We start from the raw sequence: 23773 nt of genomic DNA, 5'->3' as shown, positions 1-23773 counted from the left end.
CGATGAAATCCATACTCGAAAACCGCCCGGCGCTGGCCGCCGAGGTGGACAAAGTGGCCGAAACGGCCGGCTACCTCTGGCAGAAGGGGTGGGCCGAACGCAACGGCGGCAACATCACGGTAAACATCACGGAGCACGTCGACGACGCGATCCGCGCGATGGAGCCGGTCAGCGGGCGTTTCCCGATCGGCACCACACTGCCCCGCCTCAAGGGGTGCTATTTCTTCTGCAAGGGTACCAACAAACGTATGCGCGACCTGGCGCGCCGCCCGATGGAGAACGGCTCGGTAATCCGCATCCTCGACGACTGCGCGTCGTACGAGATCATCGCCGACAAGGCGGTGAAACCCACTTCGGAGCTGGCCTCGCATCTGGCGATGCACAACCAGATGATCGCCTCGGGCAACGGCTACAAGGCGGCGCTGCACACCCATCCCATCGACCTGATCGCCATGACGCATAACCCTGCGTTCCTCGAAAAGGACGTCTTGACCAACCTCCTGTGGAGCATGATTCCCGAGACGCGGGCCTTCTGCCCCAAGGGGCTGGGAATCGTCCCCTATAAGATGCCCTCGTCGGTCGAACTGGCCGAGGCCACCATCGCGCAGCTGCGCGAGTACGACGTGGTGATGTGGGAGAAACACGGCGTATGTGCCGTAGGGCCCGACATCTTTGAGGCGTTCGACCAGGTCGACGTGCTCTCGAAATCGGCGCAGATCTACCTCACGGCCCGTTCGATGGGCTTCGAGCCCGCCGGGACGACGCAGGAGCAGATGGACGAATTGAAACGGGCGTTCAACCTCTGATCCAACGATGCCCCGGGCGGGGACGGCAACCCCCGCCCGGGAGCGGCGGCCGACGGGCATCCCCGTATGCCGGAAGCCTGCGGACGGGGTATCCCTGCGGCTTCGGGCGCCGGAGCTGTCCGTACTTGTACCCCGGAACGCGGCGGGTGCTGTTGCCGCCGGAGGACGGAAACGATAATTTTACCGTTTTATGAAAAAGATACTCTTAACGCTTTGTTTTGCGGCTGCTGCGATCGGTGCGCAGGCCGCGGCACCGTGTACGCCCGTGGGGCTGCGGTGCGAACATCTGGAGGCGCCGCTGGGCATCGACGCCCCGGCGCCGCGACTGGGCTGGCGTCTGGACGACAACCGTTCCGGGGCACTCCAGCGGGCTTACAGGGTCGTCGTGGGGCGGGATTCCGCCGCCGTGGCCGCCGGACGCGGCGACGTGTGGGATTCGGGGCGCACGGATTCGGACGGGATGCTCGTCCGTTACGCCGGGCCGCAGCTCGATCCCTTCACCCGTTATTACTGGGCCGTGACGGTCTGGGACAAGGACTACGCGCGCTCCTCGTCCGGGGTCGCGGCGTTCGAGACCGGCATGATGGGGGCCGGGAACTGGCAGGGATGCTGGATCAGCGACCACCACGACATAAACCATAAGCCCGCGCCCTATTTCCGCAAGGAGTTCTCCGTGGGCAAACGCGTGAAATCGGCCCGCGCCTATGTCGCGGCGGCCGGGTTGTACGAACTCCATATCAACGGGCGGAAGGTCGGCGACCACCGCCTCGACCCGATGTATACGCGCTTCGACCGCCGGAACCTCTACGTCACCTACGACGTGACGCGGCAGTTGCAGGACGGGGCCAATGCCGTGGGCATCCTGTTGGGCAACGGCTGGTACAACCACCAGTCGGGCGCCGTGTGGAACTTCGAGCGGGCGCCGTGGCGCAACCGCCCGGCGTTCTGCTTCGACCTGCGTATCGAGTATGCGGACGGGACGCACGAGGTCGTGAAGTCCGACCTCGACTGGCGCACCTCGGGCGGGCCGCTGGTGTTCAACAGCATCTATACTTCGGAGCATTACGACGCGCGGCTCGAGCAGCCGGGTTGGAGCGCTCCCGGGTTCGACGACTCGGCCTGGGGTGGGGTGATGTACCGCGGCGCGCCGTCGCAGAGGGTCACGGCACAGCAGACGGTGCCGATCCGCAACGTCACCCAATACAGGCCGCGCAGCGTGCGCAAGCTCGACGAACGGAGCTACCTCTACGATTTCGGCCAGAACATGGCCGGTGTGACGAAGCTCCGCCTGAGGGGTGAAGCCGGGACGCAGCTGCGGCTCATCCATGCCGAACGCCTGCGCGAAGACGGCCATGCCGACCTGTCGAACATCGACGTCTATTTCCGTCCGACGGACAAGGACGACCTGTTCCAGACCGACGTGGTGACCCTGAGCGGCCGCGACGACGAGTTCATGCCCCGGTTCAACTACAAGGGCTTCCGCTATGTCGAGGTGGTTGCCGACCGGCCGGTAGAGCTGTCTGCGGAGAACCTGACGGCCTATGCCATGCACAGCGACGTGACTCCCGTGGGGCATATCGAGACGTCGAACGACCTGGTGGACAAACTTTGGGACGCCACCAACAAGGCCTACCTCTCGAACCTGATGGGTTACCCGACCGACTGCCCTCAGCGCGAGAAGAACGGCTGGACGGGCGACGGTCACCTCGCTATCGAAACGGCGCTGTACAACTACGACGGCATTACGGTCTACGAGAAGTGGCTCGCCGACCACCGCGACGAACAGCAGCCCAACGGTGTGCTGCCCGACATCATCCCCACCGGCGGCTGGGGCTACGGCACGGCCAACGGGCTGGACTGGACGAGTACCATCGCCATCATCCCGTGGAACCTCTACCTCTTCTACGGGGACACGAAGCCGCTGGAGGATTGCTACGAGAATATCAAACGCTATGTCGATTACGTCGACCGCCGCAGCCCGGGGCACCTCTCCTCGTGGGGACGCGGCGACTGGGTGCCCGTCCGCTCGCAGTCGTCGCTGGAGCTGACCTCGTCGGTCTATTTCTACGTCGATGCCACGATCCTCGCCCGTGCCGCCGCCCTGTTCGGCCGGGAGGCCGACCGGAAGCACTACGAGGCACTGGCCGGCGAAATCCGCGGGGCCATCAACGACAAATACCTCGACCGTGCGACGGGCATCTATGCCAGCGGCACGCAGACCGAGCTGAGCGTTCCGCTGATGTGGGGCGTCGTGCCCGAGGAGATGGTCGCCAAGGTCGCCGGCAACCTCGCCCGCAAGGTCGCCGAAGCCGGGTTCCACCTCGACGTCGGGGTGCTGGGCGCCAAGGCCATCCTCAATGCGCTGAGCGAGAACGGCCATGCCGAAACGGCCTACAAGGTCGCGGTGCAGGACACCTATCCTTCGTGGGGATGGTGGATCGTGAACGGCGCCACCACGCTGCTCGAAAACTGGAACCTCGAAGCCACGCGCGACATCTCGGACAACCACATGATGTTCGGCGAGATCGGCGGGTGGTTCTTCAAGGGGCTGGGCGGCATCAAGCCCGACCCCGAAGCGCCGGGCTTCAAACACATCCTGCTGCGCCCGAATTTCGTCGGCCCCGAGGAATTCGAGGCTTCGCACGACGCCCCCTGCGGGCGGATCGTGTCGGCATGGACGCGCCGGGGCAATACGGTGACCTACCGCGTCCGAATCCCGGCCAACAGTACCGCAACGCTCTACCTGCCGGCCAACGTGGACGGCGGGAAGGTGCATCAGCTGGGTGCCGGAAGCCATACGCTGACGCTCAGGGTGGCCAAATGACCCTTCCGCCTCGGGGCGGAAGGCTGCTGCCGCGGGCCGCATTCCCGTGCGGGACGGCTGCCTGCACAGGACGATTTTTACCCATAACCTGAAATATTCCTGCGATGAACAAACTATCGAAACTGATTCTGATGCTGCCGCTGGCCCTCGCTCCGCTGGCGGGGCAGGCCGCCCCGAAGGGCGGCTCCCATGCCGCCCTGGCCGCGGGGTTCGTGGCGCCGCCCGACTCTGTCCAGACCTCGGTTTACTGGTACTGGCTTTCGGGCAATGTCTCGAAGGAGGGCGTGGTGAAAGACCTCGAAGCGATGAAACGGGCGGGGATCAACCGTGCCTTCATCGGCAATATCGGCCTCGGGGAGCTGGCGACGCCCTATGCCCCCGTGAAACTCTTTACGGACGAATGGTGGGAAGTGACCCATGCGGCGCTCAAACGCGCCTCGGAGCTGGGTATCGAGATCGGCATGTTCAACAGCCCCGGCTGGAGCCAGGCCGGAGGGCCGTGGATCGAACCCGGGCAGGCCATGCGTTACCTGGCTTCGGTCAAGGCGCATGTCCGGGGCGGCGGGAAGGTCGAGGTGGAGCTGCCGCGCCCGTCGGCCGATTTCCAGGACGTGCGGGTGGTCGCCTATCCCGCTCCCGCCGTGGGGCGTGCGGCGCTGACGGCGGCTGACACCCGTGTGACGGCTGCCGGCACGACTGCCGGGGCGCAATGCCTCATAGACGGCGACCCGGCGACGGAGCTCCTCTTCGACGGCAGCCCCGAAGCCGTCATCGACTTGGTGACGGACGCCGACCTGGATCTGCGCAACATCACGGTGTGGCCCGCCCGCCGTCCGATACGTGCTGAGGCCGAATTGCAGGTGAAGGGGGCGGACGGCTACCGGACGGTCGCATCGTTCGGGATCGACCGCTCGAACCCCAATATCGAGGTCGGTTTCGACCCTTACGCCCCGGTTTCGGTCAGCGTGGCGAAGACCACGGGGCGCGAGTTCCGGCTCATAGTCCGCGGCGCGGGGAAGGATACGGGTTTGGGGGAGGTGCTTCTCTCGTCGCTGCCCCGTGTGGAGCGTTATGCGGAGAAGACCTTTGCCAAGATGTTCCAGTCGCCGCTGCCCTACTGGGAGGAGTACCAGTGGCGCGATCAGCCCGTGCTGGACGCGGAGTCGCTGGCGGTCGACCCCGCGGAGGTGGTCGACATAACGGAATGTCTCGACGGCGACCGCCTGGTGTGGGAAGCCCCTGCCGGGGAGTGGGTCGTCATGCGTACCGGGATGCGCCCGACCGGCATCCAGAATTCGCCCGCGGCGCCCGAAGGCACCGGGCTCGAAGTGGACAAGATGACCCCGGCCTACCTGCAGCACCATTTCGACGCCTTTATCGGTGAGATACTCCGCCGCATCCCGGCCGAAGACCGCAGGACGTTCCGCGTGGTGGTGGCCGACAGCTACGAGAAGGGCGGGCAGAACTTTACGGATACCTTCCTGACCGACTTCAGGGAGCGTTACGGCTACGACGCCCTGCCGTTCCTGCCCGTTTACGACGGCGTGGTGGTCGGCAGCCAGGATATCTCCGACCGGTTTCTGTGGGACATGCGGCGCCTGGCGGCCGACAAGCTGGCCTATGCGCATATCGGGGGGCTGCGCGAAATCGCGCACAAATACGGGCTGACGTTGTGGCTGGAGAACTACGGCCACTGGGGTTACCCCGGCGAGTTCCTGCAGTACGGCGGCCAGTCGGACGAGGTCGGGGGCGAATTCTGGGGCGAAGGGTCGCTGGGCGACATCGAGAACCGTGCCGCCTCGTCGTGCGCCCACATCTACGGCAAGCGGAAAGTGTCGGCCGAGTCGTACACCTCGGCCGGGAACGATTTCGGGCGTTATCCGGCGATGGTGAAGCCGCGCGGCGACAGGTTCTTCTCCGAGGGGATCAACAACACGTTGCTGCACGTCTACATTTCGCAGCCGGGCGACGAACTGCCCGGCATGAATGCCTGGTTCGGAACGGAATTCAACCGCAACAACACGTGGTTCTCGCATATCGACCTCTTCACGGATTACCTCAAGCGTGTCAATTACATGTTGCAGCAGGGGCTCAACGTCGCCGACGTGGCCTATTTCATCGGCGAGGACGCTCCGAAAATGACGGGCGTCACCGACCCGGCGCTGCCCCGAGGGTACCAGTACGATTATATCAACGGCGAGGTGCTGCTGGAACGCGCCACCGTGAAGGACGGCCTGTGGACGCTTCCGCACGGGACGCAATATCGGATACTGGTGTTGCCGAAGCTCAAGACGATGCGCCCCGAACTGCTTGCGAAGCTGCAGGCGCTCGTCCGTGAGGGCGGCGTGCTGCTGGGGCCTGCGCCGCAGCGTTCGCCGAGCCTCGAAGGCTATCCCGATGCCGACGCCCGGGTGCGCCGCATGGCTGCGGAGCTCTGGGGCGGGGTCGACGGCAAGGCCGTGAAGGCCGCCCGCTACGGCAAGGGCGCCGTGCTGGACGGCATGACCATGGAGGAGGCGCTGGCCTATGTGCAGTGCCTGCCCGACTGCGAGGTCGGGGCCGATGTCCCCGTGCTCTTCGGGCACCGCGATGCGGGCGACGAGCAGATTTACTTCCTGACCAACCAGTCGGACGCGCGCATCGCTTTCCCCTGCACGCTGCGTGTGACCGGCTCTGTGCCCGAGGCATGGGATGCCGTGACGGGGGCGATCCGTCCGCTGCCGGAGTTCGAGGATGACGGTCGCAGGACGACGCTGCCGATGGTGTTGGAGCCCAACCAAAGCCTGTTCGTCGTACTGCGCGCGGATGGGGCGGGCGCTGCGCACAGGGACGGGACGGCGAATTTCCCGACCCCGGTGCGGGTCAAGACGCTGGACGGGCCGTGGACACTGACCTTCCAGGAGGGGCGCCGGGGCCCGGCGGAGCCTGTCGTGGCGGACGAACTGAAAGACCTGCGGCTCTCCGACGACGAGTCGGTGCGCTATTTCTCGGGCAGTGTCCGCTATGAGACGACGTTCGACCTCAGGGGGAAGGAGAAATCCGGCCGGCTGTACGTGAACACGGGCCAGGTCGGCGTGATGGCCAAGGTCTATGTCAACGGCAAGTACGCCGGGGGCGTGTGGACGGCGCCGTACAGGGTCGACGTCACGGACTTCGTGCGCAAAGGGAAGAATACCCTCGTCATCGACGTGGTCAATACGTGGGTGAACCGCCTGATCGGCGACAGCAGGCTCCCCGAGGATCAGCGCGGGACATGGACGCTGAACAATCCGTGGCGTCCCGATTCGCAGTTACAGCCTTCGGGGCTGTTCAACCCGGTGGTAATCGAACGGATGATTGCACGATGAGACAGATAGCACTGCTTGCCCTGCTGCTGGCCTTTGCGGCGGCCGTGTACGGGCAGGAGAACATACTGGAGAAGGGGCTGGAAGGCCGGAGTGCCGCGGATGTGATTTCACGCAGGTACGTGACCCCGCTGCGGCTGGTCGCACTGCCCGGCGAGCTGACGGCGGGGGTGGAAAATCCCGAAGCGCTGCTCCGGAATTTCGACGGGCAGCTGACGACCGGGACGCCCGATGTCTGCCGCCTCTCGACCCGCGACGGGCGCTCGGCTTCCGTGCTGCTCGATTTCGGCAAGGAGTTGTGCGGCGGGATCGCGCTCTCGGCGGCGATACGCGCCGACCAGCGGGCGCTGAAGGTGCGGATCCGCCTGGGCGAATCGGTGAGCGAGGCGATGAGCGACGTCGGCGGCGACGCCCCGATGGCCAGCGCCACGAACGAGCATTCGCTGCGCGATTTTACGCTCGGCGTGCCGTGGCTGGGCAATGTCGAGGCCGGGAACTCGGGGTTCCGCTTCGTGCGGATCGACCTGGTGGAGCCCGATGCGGAGCTCAATCTGAAAGCCGTGCGGGCGATCCTCCGTTACCGCGACGTCCCTTATCTGGGGTCGTTCCGCTGCGATGATGAACGGCTGAACCGCATCTGGGAGACGGGGGCCTACACCGTCCACCTCAATATGCAGGAGTACCTCTGGGACGGGGTAAAACGCGACCGTCTGGTATGGCTCGGGGACATGCATCCCGAGGTGATGACCGTCCAGAGCGTGTTCGGCGGCAATGAGGTCGTGCGCCGGAGCCTCGACCACGTGCGCGACAATACGCCGCTGCCCGGGTGGATGAACTGGATCGCGGCCTACTCGATGTGGTGGGTCATTATCCACCGCGACCTGTATATGTACGAGGGCGATTTGAACTATCTCGGTGAACAGCAGGAATATATGCGCGCCCTGCTGCGGGTGCTGGCGTCGCAGATGGACGGCGACCGCGAGAACCTGCAGGGCGGCCAGCGCCTGCTGGACTGGCCCACGTCCCAGATGCCCGACGTGATCCATGCCGGGTATCAGGCCCTGATGGTGATGGCCATGGAGGCCGGCGCCGAAATCGGCGGCTGGCTCGGCGACAGGCAGATGCAGTCGGAGTGCCATGGGGCGCTGCGGCGGTTGCGGCGGCACGTGCCCGACCACCTGCGGAACAAGCAGGCGGCGGCGATGCTCGTGCTGGCCGGGCTGGCCGACCCCGGCAAGGTGTGCCGGACGGTGATCGCCCGGGGCGGGGCGGAAGGTTTCTCGACCTTCTACGGATATTACATGCTCGAGGCGCTGGCCGAAGGCGGCCTTTACGACGAGGCCTTGCAGATCATCTCCGATTATTGGGGTGCGATGCTCGACCTGGGGGCCACGACTTTCTGGGAAGACCTTAATTACGCGCATGCGGCCGGTGCGGCGCGTATCGACGAGCCGGTTCCGGCCGGGAAATTCGACATCCATGCCGAGTCGGGCGCCTATTGCTACAAGGGGTTGCGCCACAGCCTTTGCCACGGCTGGGCATCGGGCCCCACTCCCTGGCTTTCGCGGCACGTGCTGGGCATCGTGCCGCTCGAACCGGGCTGCAAGTCCGTGGCGGTGCGCCCCCACCTGGGACACCTGAAGTGGGCCGAGGGGACGTTCCCGACCCCGTGGGGCGTTATCCGGGTGCGCCACGAGCGCGGTGCCGACGGGAAGGTCTCGACGAGCGTGTCGGCACCCGATGGGGTGCGGGTCGTGCGCTGACCCCGGAAAAAATCGTATTACTGTTAACAACCGATGGATATGACAAAGAAACTGATTTTGGCGGCGTGGGCGCTGCTGCTCGCCGCAGCTGTCCCTGCACAGCAGAAGGAGGAGTTCAGGTTATGGCCCGAGGCCGGGAAGTATGCCCCGGAGCGGCTCGGTGCCGGATTCGACCGCGACAACGCCCCCTATGTCACGTTGTACCGCCCCGAAGGGAAGAAGCCGGCGCCGGCCGTGGTGGTCTGCCCGGGCGGTGCCTACGGCGGCCTGGCTATCGGCCATGAGGGCTATCAGGTGGCGGAGTGGTTCGCGGCGCGCGGGTTTGCCGCCGTCGTGCTGAAATACACCATGCCCCACGGCAACTACGACCTGCCCCGCCGGGACGTGCAGCAGGCGATCGAGCTGGTGCGTGCGAATGCGGCCGGGTGGGGCGTAGACCCCGCGCGGGTCGGCGTCATCGGCTTTTCGGCCGGGGGACACCTGGCCTCGACGGCTGCGACGCACTTCACCTGCGATGCGAACCGTCCCGATTTCGCCGTCCTGGTCTACCCGGTCATTACGATGGACGAACGTTTTACGCATGCAGGGTCGCGGAGGAACCTGCTGGGCGGAGCGCCGGCCGAGGGACTCGTTGCGGCGTTCAGCAACGAACTGCGCGTGACCAGCGGGACTCCGCCGACGTTCATCGCCTTCAGCGATGACGACGACGGGGTGCCCCCGGTCAACGGCACGTTGTTCTACAATGCGCTCAAAGCCGCCTCGGTGCCGGGCGAGATCCATATTTATCCGACGGGCGGGCACGGCTGGGGCTGGAACGAGACCTTTAAATACAAGGACGAGTTCCGAAACTCGCTCGTGCGCTGGCTCTCCGAGCGGCTGGGCGAATGACGCCGCATCCGTTCGCCATAAGTGCCGGCAGGCACCAAAATCCCCGTTCGGCAATGCTGCCGAACGGGGATTTTGGTCGTGGACGGTTTCCGGTTGCGGGACAGGTTTACCGCGCCTTGCCGGCAGCGGGAATGGGGCGGGCTTCGACGCCTTCGCGGGTCATCCTGACCGGGACGATGTGCCCCTCGGCATCGAAATACATGCGGTCGATGCAGGTTTCACGGCTGCTGGCTGCCGTTTCGTCCAGCGGGCGGCGGTGGTAGACGATGTACCATTCGTCCCACCCCGGAACCTGTATGACGGAGTGGTGCCCGGCACCGCGGGCGATTGCCGGGTCTTGTTCGAGGATCTTGCCGATGCGTTCGAACGGCCCGAAGGGCGAGTCGGCGATGGCGTAGGCGACGCAGTAATCGGGGCCCGTCCAGCCCCCTTCCGACCACATGAAGTAATATTTTCCGCGGTGCCTGAGCATGAACGGCCCCTCGGTGTAATTCGCGGGGGTGACCTCCTTGTAGAGGGTGCCGTCGTCGAAGGGCACGATACGCAGCAGATCCGGCGACAGGCGTACCATGTTGCAGTGCCCCCAGCCGCCGTAGTACATGTAGTAGCTGCCGTCGTCGTCGCGGAAGACGAACTGGTCGATGGGCTGGGCCCCGTTGACGATGCTGTCGATGAGCGGCTTGCCCAGCGCATCGCGGAACGGCCCGGCCGGGGAGTCGGCCACGGCTACGCCGATGCCGCCGGTTTCACCCTCGTGGATGTCGTTGCCGGCGAAGAAAAGGTAATACTTGCCGTTGGCATGAACGGCCGCGGGCGCCCACATGGCGCGTTTCACCCACTTCACCTCGTCGTTGGAGACGATCCGGGGGTGCTTCTGCCAGTGTACGAGGTCTTTCGACGAGAAGGCGTCCATGAAGGTCTGCTCGTCGTAGTCGGCCGAGTAGGTCGGGTAGATCCAGTAGGTGTCGCCGAAGACCACCCCTTCGGGGTCGGCGTACCAGCCCGGGAAGACGGGGTTGCCGCTCCTGCCGGCTGCCGAGGCCGTATTTTGCGCCGCGGCGCAGTATGCCGCAAGGCATGCGAAAAGGAGAGTTACGTATTTCATAAGTTATTCGATTAGGGTCGATTGCGGGCCGAGGTAAGAGCGTTTCATGCCCCCGAAGTCGAGGACGATCTTTTGTAGGACGATGCCCGGGTCGCCGACGCGGATGCGCAGCGTGTGGCGTCCCGGCTTGTCGATGTGGAGCGTCGATTTGTTGACGGCGCAGTTGCGCAGCACGCTTTCGAACCACACCTGCGAGTATTCGACGTGCGACGAGGAGGGGGTGGCCAATGCCCCGTCGTCGATCTGGACGCTGTACTTGGTGTCGGTGTTCGTGTTTTCGCCGATGCGGAAATCGCGGTCAGCGTGGAGCGGGAAGGTCGGCAGCACGTAGGTGTAGACATCGACCGAACCGGCATCGAAGGCGTAGAAGTCGTATTCGGCGCACGGGACGTCGCGGCTGCGGAAGATCTGGAGCGGGGCGGTCGGGTCGCCCAGCTGCAGCGCGGGGCCTTCGATGCCGAGGTCTTCGACGGCTGTTATTTTGATTCGGTCGCTTTCACGGACGCGGTGGCAGCCTGCGGCGGGGATCGAGACGCAGCCGTTGTTCTCGACGTAGATGCCGCGGAGCTCGGCGCGCGACGGGGCGGTGGGGTTGAAGAGCGATACGAGCACCTTCTCGGACTGTTCACCCGCGCGGAAGACGATCTGGGCCGGCACCGCGTTCCCCGAGGGGGCTTTCTCCCAGTCGATGCCCACCGTGATGCGCTCTTCGTCGGCGGTTTTTCCGGCGGATTTGCTCAGGACGACCCAGGGTTCGGAGGCATGCGCCGTCCAGGCGAGCGTGCCGCCGCCCCGGTTGTATATCTCGACGGGGTAGGTGCGGCGCAGGTAGTTGTCGAACGCAGGCAGGGCGTGGAAGGCCCGGGCGCCCGTGACGTCCTCGCCTGCGACCTGCAATGCCAGCCGGGGAGCGCCTGCGGCATCGTGCGTTGCCAGGTGCGGCAGGTTGAAATAGGCGCTCACGCCGTCGTAGTTCTGGCGCATGGACATCATGTGGTTCCATTTGCCGCCGAGCAGCGAGTTGTACCCCCGGGTGATGACCTGCAGGCTGTCGTAGCAGCGCTGCACCTCGTCGCGCACGGCATTGGTCGCCGCGCGGCCCTGGCGTGCGTACCAGCGGTTGCGCTGGCCGCCGAGTGTCATGCGGTTCATCAGTTCGGCGCCGCGCAGGGGGTAGTAGACCAGCTGGTAGAAAGCCGGGCGGGCTTCGTCGCCGATCTCGTGCAACAGGGCTTCGGCCCGGGCGCCGAGCTGCCGGTAGGCCTCCAGCCGCCGCTGTGCCTCGTCGTAGTTGGTGAACGAGAAATCGGTGTCGGTAAGCTGCTCGCAGTTGTGGTCGAAGCGGTTCCAGTGGTAGCCCCAGCCCATGTATTCGGGTTTGCGGGGGAAGGCCAGCCGCAGGTGTTCGCGGGTCATCGCCTCGAGGCGGTCGTAGTACGCTTCGCCGAAGATGCCGGCCAGCCAGCGTGCCGGGTAGGTCACGACGTTGTCGGCCGTGAAGCGGCCGATGTCCCAGGCCATGTCGAGGAAGAGCGAAACCTGCATCTCCGAGCCTTTCAGGTCGCCGCAGTTCACCAGCCACAGCCGGTCGGCCGTGGTGTCATAGGCCTTGCGCAGCTCTTCGTACATCAGCGACGGGGGCGTCGTGCTGAACCAGAGGTAGCTGTGCGGTACGCCCAGGTAGGAGACATGGTAGTAGACCCCGGAGCGCCCCGTGCGCCGCTGCTCGCGCACGCCGCTCAGACGTTTCATGTAGCCGTAGTTGTCGTCCGGCCAGACGATCGTGATGTCGTCGGGCAGTTCCAGCCCGTTGGAATAGATCTCCAGTACCTCCTTGTAGGGTGTGAACGCCTGCGGGACGGTCTCGACCGGTCGGTCGATGTTCTCGGCGAGGATTCGCCGCTGGTCGAGCAGCGCCTGCTGGAGCATCCGCACCTTTTCGTGCATGGGCAGCGTGGTCGACATGGCGCCGTCGTGCAGGCCGCGCAGCGCCAGCGTATAGACGTTCTCGTAGGGGCTGTTCTCGCGCACGCGCTGCGTGAGCACGCGGTTGATACCCTCCTTGTTCTTGTCGTAGTTCCAGGGCCCCATCGTCTTGGTATCCCATTCGCTGGCGGTGTTCAGCAGCAGCGGTTCGCAGTGGGTCGATCCCATCACGATGGCGAACGTGTCGGCTACGAGCTTGTTTTCGGGGATTTGGTTGAATGAGGTGGAAACGGGGTGCATGGCCGGGGCGAGGTAGTTGGCCTTGAGGCGCAGCAGCAGTTCGCAGACCTTGGCGTAGGTTCTGGGGCCGATGTTGCCGCGCTCGGGCTCGAAGGTCTGCGAGGCCCAGGGCGTCAGACCCCAGTCTTCGTCGTTGAGGAAGATGCCGCGGTAGCGCACCGACGGCGTCTGGGAGTAGGTCGGCGGGGCGTCGACATGGAGCGCCGCATGTTTTTTCACCGGGACGTCGGCCCACCAGTACCAGGGGGATACGCCGATCAGCTCCGAGAGCGTGAAGAGCCCGTAGGCCGCGCCGCGGCGGTCGCTGCCCGCGATGACGAGGGCTTTGCGGATGCCCGGCAGGGGATTGGCGACGGTCTGGATCAGGTAACGTTCCCAGGCGCCTTCGAGCGGGGCGGTGTCGATCTTCCCCGCTTCGGCCAGCCTGCGGATGAGGGCGCTGCCTCCGACCGTCCCGACGATTACCGCCGGGCCTGTTTCCCCGGCCGCGGAGGTCACCCGCGGGTATCGGCCCGTTACGGCCTCCACGTCGGCGGCGAAGAGCTCCGCCGCGCGTTTCACCACCGCGGCGTCGGATGCGTCGTAGAGGATCGCGGCCGTCTGGCGGGGCGAAGCGAGGGTGAAGGCGTATTTGGTTTTCGGGCTTTTTTCGTGTACGGCCACCTGTGCGCGGCCTGCGGATACGGCCACGAGGGCCGACAGCATAAGGATATAGTGTTTCATGGGTGTCGGTTTGCATTGCTAAGGTAGGAATTTCGCCGCAATGCCCGAAATTTTGCGCCGGAAAACAGGGCGCGTGGCAGGATTATGTACTTTTTTGGCAGCATCGGCAGCTGCACGGGGTGCTGGCTTCGGGCCGCGGGCGGGTGCCGGCCCTCTTTTGCGGGTGTCTGGGCACCCGGGATACCGCTTCCTTCCGGCCCTGCCCCTTCCTTCCGGTTCGTCCCGCCCCGCCCGGTCGCCCATGCCGTGATCCGGATAAATTCATACAACAAGGCGACAATCTGGGATACATTTCCCGCGGTATGGTTTTGCCGGGAGGGGATGCCCTGACTATCTTTGTTCCAACCTTTTTGAAACTCCGGTTTTTGCGGGACGTCTATTTTTCATTATAAATTCTATTAACCCATTAATCCAAATCGAAGTATGAAAAAAGTACTCCTTCTTTTGCTCGTCATCCTCGTTGCCGTGCCGGTGTCGGCGCAGAAAAAGTTTACGTTCGGGCCCAGGGTCGGTTTTACCGTCGCAGACCTTCATGCCGACGATGACGAAAAGAACGATGAGATATCCGGAGTGAGAACCGGACTGGTGGTCGGTGCTTTTGCCGAGTACCGCGCCGTGAAATGGCTGGCCGTTTCGGCCGACGTGCTGTTCGCGCAGAAAGGCGCCGAGAACGAGTTCAGCATCAAGACCTCGGAGTTAGACCAGACGACCAAGAACAATTTCAAGCTGAACTATATCGACGTGCCCGTGTTGGCCAACTTCTATGTGACGAAGGGCCTTGCGCTCAAGGCCGGCATTCAGCCGTCGTTCCTGGTAAGCGCGAAGAACAAAATATCCGCAACGCTCGACGGCGGGTCTTATAAGGAGACGGCAGACCTGAAGGATGAACTCAATTCCGTCGATTTCTCAATTCCCGTGGGTATCTCCTATACATTCAAGATGGGCCTCGTGCTGGATCTGCGCTACCATATCGGCTGTACCGACCTGCTCAAGGACGGGGACTATAAGCTGACGAACCGGGTGGCTACGCTGACCGTAGGCTGGAAATTCTGAACGCCGGCGGCATCGCTCCTTTCGAATACATTTATATAATCCGGACGTTTTTTAGCCGTCCGCCCGCTCCTTGCGGTGGCCGGGGCATTCCACTCCGCCCCCTGCCGCCGTGCTTCGCGGAAACCCGTCCCGAGGGACTGTAATTTATTGAAACCGGAAGATGAAACGGAAAATTTTATTTGCAGCGGCGCTGATTGCCGCAGCGGCAGTCGCATTTTCGTCGTGTGAGAAAGACACCGACCATGACGACGACAGAATTTATATCGAGGAAGGCGAGGGCCTCGCAGACCCTGTCACGGCCTCGGACGAAAAGGTCGAACTGCCGGCGGCGATCGTCGGCCGGATGCCCGATTACCTCCAGACGGCGCTGAACGTGCGATTTACGAATGCCGGAAGCGAGATTTCCGATGACCTGAAGGTGGTGGTGATCGCCCAGGATCAGGTGGCCGCGAATACGGACAAACTGCTCGGCGTCTACGGGGCCGGGGGAGTGGTCGTCGTCGTGAATCCCGACGATGTGCAGCTCAGCGACTGGTGCGATGAGAACGGAGTCCGTTATGCCGGGGACGGGGGGCTCGACAACGGGGAGGATCACCACCTGCTGTATGCGTTCAATAAGAATGCGAATTATTATTTCCTCGATGACTTCGTCCATGACGATGACGAGGGGAGTTGCAACATCTTCCTCGACACGTTCGTCAGCTGGGTCAATAAATACGCCGCAGCCGCAGAGGAGAGTTCCGCCTCTCTTTTGGGCGGGGCGACCCGGGCGGATTACGACATCAAAAAGTTGTTCGCACCCCAGACCGTCAACCATACCTACCAGATGTGCCTCAATGACAAGACGCTCGCGCATGTCGTGGCGTCGAAGGCCGACAAACTGACCCGTTCGGGCACGATCGACGTCGCCTATTCGGTCTATCCGCTCTACTCGTTCCAGGCCAACGGCAGCTCGGCGGGCGACTACTATATCGTTGAGGGGACATTCACCGTGCACAACGACCAGATGTACAACGGCTCGTGGACGAAAAAACACGGCGGTGTGAAGTCGCACCTTTGCGGTTTCTACCTGAAGAAGTTTGAGGTGAGCAACTCCCTCTGCGCAACCGACGGCACTGTGCTTCCGGGGGTTAAATTCCCCAGCCAGGGAACTCCTGTGCCCGAGACCACGATCGGATCCACGAGTTATTCGAGCGGCTTCCAGTGGAGTATCGGAGGCTCTATCTCCGGCGGTATGCTGGGCAAAGACCCGCAGGTTTCCGGGACGCTGAGCGGCAGCATCGGCTGGAACAACTCCGAAACGCGGACGGTTTCCGACCTTACGATCAACAAGAACAGCCCCGGCGGGAAGGTCGGTTACGTGTTCGACGTCAACAACAGGCCTCATACCTCGAGCGGGAAGAAATACACCTCCGTGCCGTCGATCGCATCGAGCGACTTTACGATCCATCAGTCGTGGATATGGTACGTGCCTTCGACCGCGGACAACGATACGAAGGAGTTTGCCATGAGCGTGTGGGTGAAGCCGACCTACGAATCCTACCACTGGTATTCGTCGGCGGCAGATTTCTCCACTTCGTCGTGGGACGATGCGGTGCCCGAGGGCGACCGGACGTTCCGGGTGACGCTTTTGAAGCCCAACCGCATCCCGAAGGGCGTGCTCGAACTCGCCAACACGAAGACGGGGCGGGAATATATGACCGATATTAGGATATGGAAGGAGAGCTCCAGCACCTCGAAGGCGCCCGATTATACCATTCCGGGCAGCTTCCGAGGCAAGGCTGCGACGATCGAACTGCCGACAGGCAGGTACAGGGTGCAGGTGAAGCTCGGCGCTTCGGCGGATCTGCTCGACCCCTACCATACGCCCGGCACGGTCGAGATCCGGCTTGCGGAGACGACCTCCGTGGATGCCGGGTTCGATTTTGCCATAGGATCCTTTTAGGTCTGCGGTGCGGATCTTCCCGGAAAGATTGCCCGGCACTTGCCTGCCGGGCAATTTTGTTTTTGCACCGGGCGGATTTTTGTGGCGGAGCCACGAGGGGAATATCCCTGAATTTTTCATATATTTGTACTTGTATTCTTATTATTTTATCGCGTCTATGGTCTGTTTGCCGTTCAGAAGGCTGTTCCTGTTTGCCGGCCTCCTGCTCTTTGCGTCGGGTTCCCGTGCGGCTGCGGAGGAGGAGCTGCCGGACAGCCTGCTCACCGAAGATTATCTCTACGAATATACTTTTACGGATTTCGGCAAGGCCCGGCGCATTATCGAACGGATGCGCGAGCGGAAAATACTCGAACCCTACCGGCTGGATATTGCCGAAGGCGACCTCTATTTCAATACGGGGCGCCACCACCAGGGGCTCCGTTATTACAGGCGTGCGTTCGAAAGCGATGTGGTGCGGAAAAGCGATGCGGAATACATGGACGTCCTGCACCGGATGATCTCCTCCTACGATTGCCTCCACGACGAGGAGCGGCAGGCGGAGTGTACCGAGCTGCTGCTCCGAAAGGCCCGCGCCTGCAACGATACGGCGATGGAGTCGGTCGCACTGTTCAACATGGGCAAAATGCTCTGTTATCAGGAGGATAAGGAGCGGGGCTACGGGCTGATCCGGGATGCTATCGCCCTGATGGAAGGGGCGGATTACAAATACAAGTACGACAACCTGCGTTACGATTACAATACGCTGCTGATCCTGTTGCAGCGCGACGGCCGTTTGGAAGAGGCCGTGGGGGTGTTGGACGACCTCGAACGGGTCATCGGGAGCTCTTCGGAGGGGGTACCCTCGATTGGCGGCCTGTACGAGAAGGAGCATAAGACCCTGATGGCACAGCGTGCCGTGCTGTACGGCCAGCTGAAGCGTTACGATGAAGCGGAACGGGCCTATCAGGAGTGGGTGCGCATCGGCGGTGCCTACACCAAGGACGACTACCTGGTCATTCCCTACCTGATGGGGCAGCGGCGTTACGACGAGGCCATCCGGCTCTGCGAGCCGCGCGAGCGCTTCCTGATCGAGCACGGGGACACGATCAATTACCACATGATGTCCGTAAAGCGGACATTGGGGCGGGCATATGAGGCGCGCGGCGATTTCAAACGTGCTGCGGCCTATTTCGAAGGGCTGGCCGTGTTGACCGACAGCCTCAAGCGCCGCGAGCAGCTGAGTGCTGCGATGGATCTGGCCATTGCCAACGACGTGCATGAAAAGGAGCAGCAGTTGCAGGCCACGGCCGCGCGGCTCCGCATCCACAGCATCCTGCTCGTATCGGCGCTGGCCATCGTGCTCCTGTTGGCGGTGCTGTTGTGGCGCAACCGCTATTACATGTATACGATCCGCCGCAAGAACATGGCGATGGTGGATACCGTGGCGGGACTGCTCGCCTATAAGGAACGCCTGCTGCATGTCGGAGGGCAGACGGAAGAGGGGACTGGCTGCGTTCCCGCCCCTGTGACGGGGGATTCCGGTGCGGTCGACGGTTCGGACGGGGACGACCGGAAGGCGATGAGGCTTTTCGAACAGCTCGACCGGAAGATCAACGAGCAACGGCTTTTCCTGAATCCCGGACTGTCGCGCGAAGACCTGATGCGGCTGATAAACATTTCGAAAAACCAGATCGCACAGGTTATCCAGGCCGGTGCGGGCACCAACCTGGCGGGTTATCTCAACGGGCTGAGGATGGAGTATGCCGCACGCCTGCTGATCCGCTATCCCGAATACACGGTCAATGCCATCGCACAGGAGGCGGGGATTCCCAACCTCTCGTCGTTTCACCGCCTGTTCAAGAACCGGTACGGCATGACGCCTTCGGAGTTCCGCAAGGCGCAGTGCGGCTGATCGCCGAAGCATATCCATGAAAGGGCTCCGGCGGAATCCTCCGCCGGAGCCCTTTCATGGCCGGTTGCCGGGTCAGTATTCGACCTTGTCGGACTTGGCTTCCCAGGTTTCGAAGGCTGCGATCGCCTCTTCGGGCAGCAGGACGGCCGATTTCAGTTTCCGGTCGGCGGGTTTGAGCGAGAGTTCCCGGTAGATGAACGCATCGTCGAATCCGATCCTGGCGGCATCGTGCTTGTCGTTGCCGTAGTACATCCGATCCAGCCGCGCCCAATAGATCGCCCCGAGGCACATCGGGCACGGTTCGCAAGAGGTGTAGATTTCGCAGCCGCTCAGGTCGAACGTGCCCAGTTTCTTTGCTGCGGCGCGGATGGCGCTCACCTCGGCGTGTGCCGTGGGGTCGCAGTCGGGCGTGACCCGGTTGGCACCGGTGGCGACGACCCTGCCGTCCCGGGCGATGACTGCGCCGAAGGGGCCTCCGCCGGCCGCTACGTTCTCTTCGGAAAGCCGGATGGCTATCCTCATCAGCTCCTCTCTGCTCAGGGGAGCCGCCTGCTCCGTATCCTGCGCGGCCGATCCGCTTTGCGGCTGCTGCGCCTGCGCGGGGAATGCGGCGAGGAGCAACGCCGATCCCAGGATTGCGATTGTTTTTTTCATCTCCGATTCGTATTGAGTATGTTTGCCGTTTATGCTGCCCATGTGCCGGAGCGCGCGCCGGGGCCTGTCTGTCCGGGCGGGACGTTTGCCCGGCGCACGGACGGGACGGCTCCTCTGCGGGGGCTGCCCGCTTAGCGGACGCTCACCTTATAGGAAAATACGCCGCGGCGGGTCTTGCAGGCGATGTAGAAATCCGATTCGTTGCAGAACGTGACGCGGAACGTGTGCTCCTTGATTCCCTTTATGCTGCCTTCGAGCATCACTAGCCCGCTGTCGTCGTAAACGCGGTCGATGGTGAGCGCCTCGGACATCTTGTCCTGGCTGTAACGCGAATCGGTGTTGACCATCGTCACCTCCTCGACCACGTCGAACGCGGTGTGCCCGTCCACGAGTTTCCGGACGTCGGCCAGCCGCGGCATCTGGCTCGAATAGGCCACCCCGAAGAGGGAGGTTTCGGCGGTCGATCCGGCGCCGGTCAGCCAGTTGTATTTCGTGCCGTCGCTGCGCATCTGTACCATGTAGACGACGTTGCCGCCCAGGATCGCGGCCTGCATCTTCATCTTGTCCAGGGCGCGGCGCTTCACGCGCTCCTGGTTCGAGAATTCGGTCGTGCCCTTTGCCTTGGAACTCACGTCGTCGATTTTATAAAGCCCCTGCACTTCCGACTCGACGCTCGCGATGGAGACCTGTTCCCACTCCATCGGAGAGGAGAGGCGGCGGAACGAGGTGCGGGCGGCGAATTCCTGCACACGGCCGCTGCGGAATACGATTTTGCTCACGGCGTTCAGCGAGAGGCTGTTGCTGTGCGACTCGCCGGGGTACTGGTACTTGGCGGCCGTCTCGGTGATCTCGGTAATGTTGCACGGGATGACCCCTTCGTGGGTATAGATCGTGTCGACCTGTGCCGAGGCGGCGAAGATGCCCGCGAAAAGGGCGAAAAATGACAGTATGGATTTCATGCCTGATGTAGTGTTTTGTGACTGTTTCGATCGAAAAAGGCAGCGGAATCCCTGTCCCGCTGCCTTTCCTGGCTGCATGATATGTTCGGACGGGGGATTAATTGAATTCGAATACCTGCGACACTTCGAGTTTCTGGGTGCCCGTGTTGAAGAATCCGAATTTCACTTTTACGGTCTTGGTGTGCGACATCCCCGCCACTACTGTTCCGACAGAATTTTTGATCTGAGAAACATTCTCGTTGAAAATCCGCTTCACCGCGGCCGGTGTCGCATACTGGGTGCCGACCTGGGATTCCATTGCGGCGAAGGTGGTGTTGAGCACTTGGATATTGTCTTGCGACAGGTCGCCGGCATCGGTCAGTTCCAAGACCATTTCATAGGCATAGGTCTTGTCCTTGTCATCGTCGTCGTCGCTGCAGGCGGAGAACAAAGTGATGCAAAGAAGGCCCGTAACGAGCATGGCAATAAAAGATTTGAATTTCATTTTCTTGTTCTTTAAAAGATTGTGAATTGTGAAAGATTTATTTACAAATATATGGCGGGAAACAATCTTTTCCAAGGAAGCCGCTGTCCCAATTTGTCGCATTATTGTGTGACTTTGTCATAATATTTTGATTGACAGTGTTGTATGCGTGCCGGCCCTGCTGCCGGGGACAACATGACACAACAAGATGACAAATTGGGAGTCGTTTTTCCGCCCGCCCGGCGGAAATCGGGTGTTTTTCCGTTAGTTTTGACATCCCGAACGGGATGTCCCGACGGGGTGCGATCCTGACAAAAATCACCATGAAACCGAAAAAGACCCGTTTTTTCTTCACGAAGCAGTGGTGGGCAGACTTGTCGACCAATTTCTTCGGTGCGCTGCTGGGCATCGTCGTCACCTTCGGTACGACGGGGTATCTGGAGTATTGCGACAAAAAGGCGATGGGGCGGACGGCTGCGCTGATGACCATCGGCGATATCGAATATTCGATCCGCAAGCTGGAGGCGGACTGCGAAACTTTCCTCCGGTACGATACGGTTTTCCGGGCTGTGCTGGATCGTTATCCCGACCGGCTCGACGAGGTGCCGGCAGATACTCTGGGCTTATACCTCAATAGTTTTTTCGCCGATAAGTTCTATATCGTGAACCCTGCGGCGGAAGGGGTATTCGCCCACAGCAGCGATATCTGGAGGACGCTGGACAACTATGCCTTACAACAGCGTATCGGGCATTGTTTCGCACTCCGGAACATGCTGAACGACACCTCCGTCCAGTTGCAGCGGCGGCAAAAAGAGGCGGCCGAGGCCTTCTTTACCGAAAAGTTTTTCGGCGACCGCAAAGATTTTCTGGCAGCCGTCCGGGAGCTGACGAGCCTGCCCTCCGTCCGGCAATATTTCGCACTGTACCCGCTCGATGTCGAAATCCTGATGCAGGGGGTTCGGCAACTCAGGGCGATGAACGACCGTAACATACAGGATATGGACATTACGCGCGAGGAGCTTGAGGATTGCGTCGTGTCGCTCGATTACAGTGCGGATGTCATGAGCAGGGACTGCGACGCCGCCGTTCGGGGCGGGGCGTCGGAGTGAAGTCCGGTTATAAAACGGGGAGGGGGGGCCTGCGGTTAGCGGGCACCCCTCCCCGTTTTTATTGTTATTCCCTCCGTCGGGGAGGTGTCCCGAATGCGCGTTTTTCCGGCGGGGCGGGAAACGCGGGCGGGAAGCGTGCGCATTGGCCTTCGATCCGCCGGGTTACTCTCCGGGGTTTCCCATGCGGGTGGTGACGACCATGCTCCGGCGTCCGGCGGGGGTGACGGCGACGCATTTGAGCACCCGTTGTTCCCCCCGGGGAACGATGACCTCCAATTCGCCCGGCACTTCGCGGTCGAAGTCGTAGGGCGTGGCGCCGTTGAGCGTGTAATAGACCCGGCAGCCCGGGAAAGGCGGGCGGATCGTGAAGCGGAAACATCCCCCTTCGAGCGTCTCTTCGCGGATGCCGTGGGGTTGCGGAACCTGATAGGCTGCCCCTTCGGCGTCGAGCCGCGCAAGGTATGCCGGAAGGCGCTGCCGGGAGAACTCTTCCCACGATTTGCGCGTCACGGGCGACCATGCGATCTCGGAGAGGGCATAGATGCGCGGTAGCAATTGGTACTCGACTCGTTTCCCGGTCGCCACGAATTCCGTCCACAGGTTGGCCTGTATGCCCAGCAGGTATTGCTGTTCCTCTTCGGAGAGCCCCTCGGCCGGGTCGTAGCCGTATATCTTCTCCAGCGGCAGGGAGAGGTTCAGGCTTACGGGCTCGTCGGGCGAATCCGTCCCCCGTTTGTCGAAATAGAGGTACTGGCCGGGGGTCATCACCACATGGTGGTGCTCTCTGGCCGCCGCGATGCCGCCCTGCGTGCCCCGCCAGCTCATGACGACCGCCCCGGGCGACAGCCCGCCCTCCATGATCTCATCCCAGCCGATCAGCTGCCGGCCTTTCGATGCGAGGTAGCTGTCGATGCGGTGGGTGAGGTAGGATTGCAGCTGCGTCTCGTCATGCAACCCCTCGGCCGCGATACGGGCCTGGCAGTCGGGGCAGGCCTCCCAGCGGGTGCGCTGGCACTCGTCGCCGCCGATGTGGATCAGTTTCGAGGGAAAGAGCGCGAGCACCTCGTCGAGCACGTTTTCGAGGAATTCGAAGGTGCTCTCCTTGCCCGGGCAGAGGACGTTGCCGGGGCCGCAGATCCAACCCGCTATTTCGTAGGATTCGGGGTTGTTCACGCACCCCAGCCAGGGGTAGGCCGTGAGGGCTGCGAGCGAGTGCCCGGGCATTTCGATTTCGGGGATGACCGTGATGTGCCGCTCGGCGGCATAGGCGACGACCTCGCGGATCTCGTCCTGCGTGTAAAAGCCGCCGTATCTTCCGAATTCGAAGGTGGCGGGCTTCTCTTCGTAGCTGCCGATCTGGGATTTCGAACGCCACGCCCCGACTTCGGTCAGGCGCGGTAGTGTTTGATCTCGATGCGCCAGCCCTGGTCGTCGGTCAGGTGCCAGTGGAAGCGGTTGAGCTTCGCGGCGGCCATGCGGTCGAGGTAGCCCTTCACGAACTCCACGGGGAAAAAGTGGCGGCAGACGTCCAGGTGGAGTCCCCGGTAGCCGTAGCGGGGGTAGTCCTCGATCTCGGCGCAGGGGATGTTGCCGTCGGCGTCGGCCATTTGCAGGAGCGTCTGGAGCCCGTAGAAGATGCCGCTTTCGTCGCCCGCCGTGAGTTCCGCCTCGTGTTCGGCGACGCGGAGCCGGTATCCTTCGGCGGGGATGCCCGCGCGGGCGTCCAGTTGCAGGAGGAGCGTGTTCCGCGTTTTCCGGGCCGGCTGCTTTCCGTGCGGGGCGGCCAGTGCCGAGGCCACCCGGATCAGCCCTTCGGGCCGGGAGGCGAAGCCTTCAGCGGTGACTTTACAGCCCGGGGCGGCGAAGTGCCCTTCGCGGAGTTCGGCCCGGACGGGCTGCGGGATGAGTTGCAGGGGGCGCTGCGCCGCGGTTGCGCACAGCGTGGCCAGCACGGCGATCAGGGGGAATAGTTTTTTCATGGCGCAAGTATTTTGTCCGGCCGGGCCGATGCCGGCCCGGC

The 23773-nt window shown here is 62.8% G+C and carries 14 protein-coding genes and 1 pseudogene; 9 read left to right on the top strand and 6 right to left on the bottom strand.

The features are described from left to right. Positions 1-2: 2 nt before the first annotated feature. The 5 genes from rhaD to NQ559_RS05950 all read left to right on the top strand — a co-directional run bounded on the left by rhaD (position 3) and on the right by NQ559_RS05950 (position 9625). Positions 3-806, top strand: coding sequence for a rhamnulose-1-phosphate aldolase (gene rhaD, locus NQ559_RS05970; protein WP_018695734.1), 804 nt, complete (start codon positions 3-5; stop codon positions 804-806). A 190-nt stretch (positions 807-996) separates the two neighbouring features. Next, positions 997-3630, top strand: coding sequence for an alpha-L-rhamnosidase (locus tag NQ559_RS05965; RefSeq protein WP_018695735.1), 2634 nt, complete (start codon positions 997-999; stop codon positions 3628-3630). Between the two features lie 104 nt (positions 3631-3734). Further along, positions 3735-6977 (top strand): glycosyl hydrolase, encoded by a 3243-nt coding sequence (locus NQ559_RS05960; RefSeq protein WP_018695736.1) that lies wholly within the window; start codon positions 3735-3737, stop codon positions 6975-6977. Further along, positions 6974-8737, top strand: a complete 1764-nt coding sequence (locus tag NQ559_RS05955; RefSeq protein ID WP_018695737.1) for an alpha-L-rhamnosidase-related protein — start codon at positions 6974-6976, stop codon at positions 8735-8737. The genes NQ559_RS05960 and NQ559_RS05955 overlap by 4 nt, the downstream gene beginning before the upstream one ends. A gap of 39 nt (positions 8738-8776) precedes the next feature. Further along, positions 8777-9625: an alpha/beta hydrolase gene (locus tag NQ559_RS05950; protein ID WP_154654016.1), complete on the top strand. Its 849-nt coding sequence runs from the start codon at positions 8777-8779 to the stop codon at positions 9623-9625. Positions 9626-9731: 106 nt separating this feature from the next. Here NQ559_RS05950 and NQ559_RS05945 read toward each other — a convergent pair whose 3' ends face one another. Together NQ559_RS05945 and NQ559_RS05940 are read right to left on the bottom strand one after the other, a co-directional pair. Beyond that, a complete protein-coding gene (locus NQ559_RS05945; protein WP_018695739.1) occupies positions 9732-10730 on the bottom strand; it encodes a glycoside hydrolase family 43 protein in 999 nt (332 codons plus the stop codon). A 3-nt stretch (positions 10731-10733) separates the two neighbouring features. Beyond that, the gene (locus NQ559_RS05940; RefSeq protein ID WP_018695740.1) at positions 10734-13679 is read right to left on the bottom strand and encodes a glycosyl hydrolase 115 family protein; all 2946 of its coding nucleotides are present in this window, start codon (positions 13677-13679) and stop codon (positions 10734-10736) included. Positions 13680-14102: 423 nt separating this feature from the next. On the opposite strand from NQ559_RS05940, the gene NQ559_RS05935 reads away from it, so the two are divergent. The 3 genes from NQ559_RS05935 (at position 14103) to NQ559_RS05925 (ending at position 18568) form a co-directional block, all read left to right on the top strand. Next, positions 14103-14732, top strand: coding sequence for a porin family protein (locus NQ559_RS05935; RefSeq protein WP_026318332.1), 630 nt, complete (start codon positions 14103-14105; stop codon positions 14730-14732). 160 nt (positions 14733-14892) lie between these two features. Then, positions 14893-16677, top strand: coding sequence for a hypothetical protein (locus tag NQ559_RS05930; RefSeq protein WP_018695743.1), 1785 nt, complete (start codon positions 14893-14895; stop codon positions 16675-16677). Between the two features lie 157 nt (positions 16678-16834). Continuing rightward, the gene (locus NQ559_RS05925; protein WP_026318333.1) at positions 16835-18568 is read left to right on the top strand and encodes a helix-turn-helix transcriptional regulator; all 1734 of its coding nucleotides are present in this window, start codon (positions 16835-16837) and stop codon (positions 18566-18568) included. Between the two features lie 72 nt (positions 18569-18640). Here NQ559_RS05925 and NQ559_RS05920 read toward each other — a convergent pair whose 3' ends face one another. The 3 genes from NQ559_RS05920 to NQ559_RS05910 all read right to left on the bottom strand — a co-directional run bounded on the left by NQ559_RS05920 (position 18641) and on the right by NQ559_RS05910 (position 20665). After that, positions 18641-19108 carry a nucleoside deaminase gene (locus NQ559_RS05920; RefSeq protein WP_026318334.1) on the bottom strand — a complete coding sequence of 156 codons (468 nt, stop codon included), beginning with the start codon at positions 19106-19108 and terminating at the stop codon, positions 18641-18643. Positions 19109-19353: 245 nt separating this feature from the next. Beyond that, positions 19354-20181, bottom strand: a complete 828-nt coding sequence (locus NQ559_RS05915; protein ID WP_018695746.1) for a hypothetical protein — start codon at positions 20179-20181, stop codon at positions 19354-19356. Between the two features lie 97 nt (positions 20182-20278). After that, positions 20279-20665 (bottom strand): hypothetical protein, encoded by a 387-nt coding sequence (locus tag NQ559_RS05910; protein WP_026318335.1) that lies wholly within the window; start codon positions 20663-20665, stop codon positions 20279-20281. Positions 20666-20967: 302 nt separating this feature from the next. Here NQ559_RS05910 and NQ559_RS05905 point away from each other — a divergent pair, with 302 nt between their 5' ends. Beyond that, on the top strand, positions 20968-21753 hold the full coding sequence (locus NQ559_RS05905) for a hypothetical protein (protein WP_018695748.1): 786 nt from the start codon (positions 20968-20970) through the stop codon (positions 21751-21753). 162 nt (positions 21754-21915) lie between these two features. Here the strand turns inward: NQ559_RS05905 and NQ559_RS05900 are convergent. Beyond that, positions 21916-23732, bottom strand: a pseudogene (locus NQ559_RS05900) (beta-N-acetylhexosaminidase). Positions 23733-23773: the final 41 nt, after the last annotated feature.

The organism is Alistipes onderdonkii, assembly GCF_025145285.1.
GTDB classification, from domain to species: Bacteria; Bacteroidota; Bacteroidia; order Bacteroidales; family Rikenellaceae; genus Alistipes; species Alistipes onderdonkii.
The sequence above is the reverse complement of the archived record's forward strand: the minus strand, read 5'-3'. Positions and strand labels throughout refer to the sequence as shown.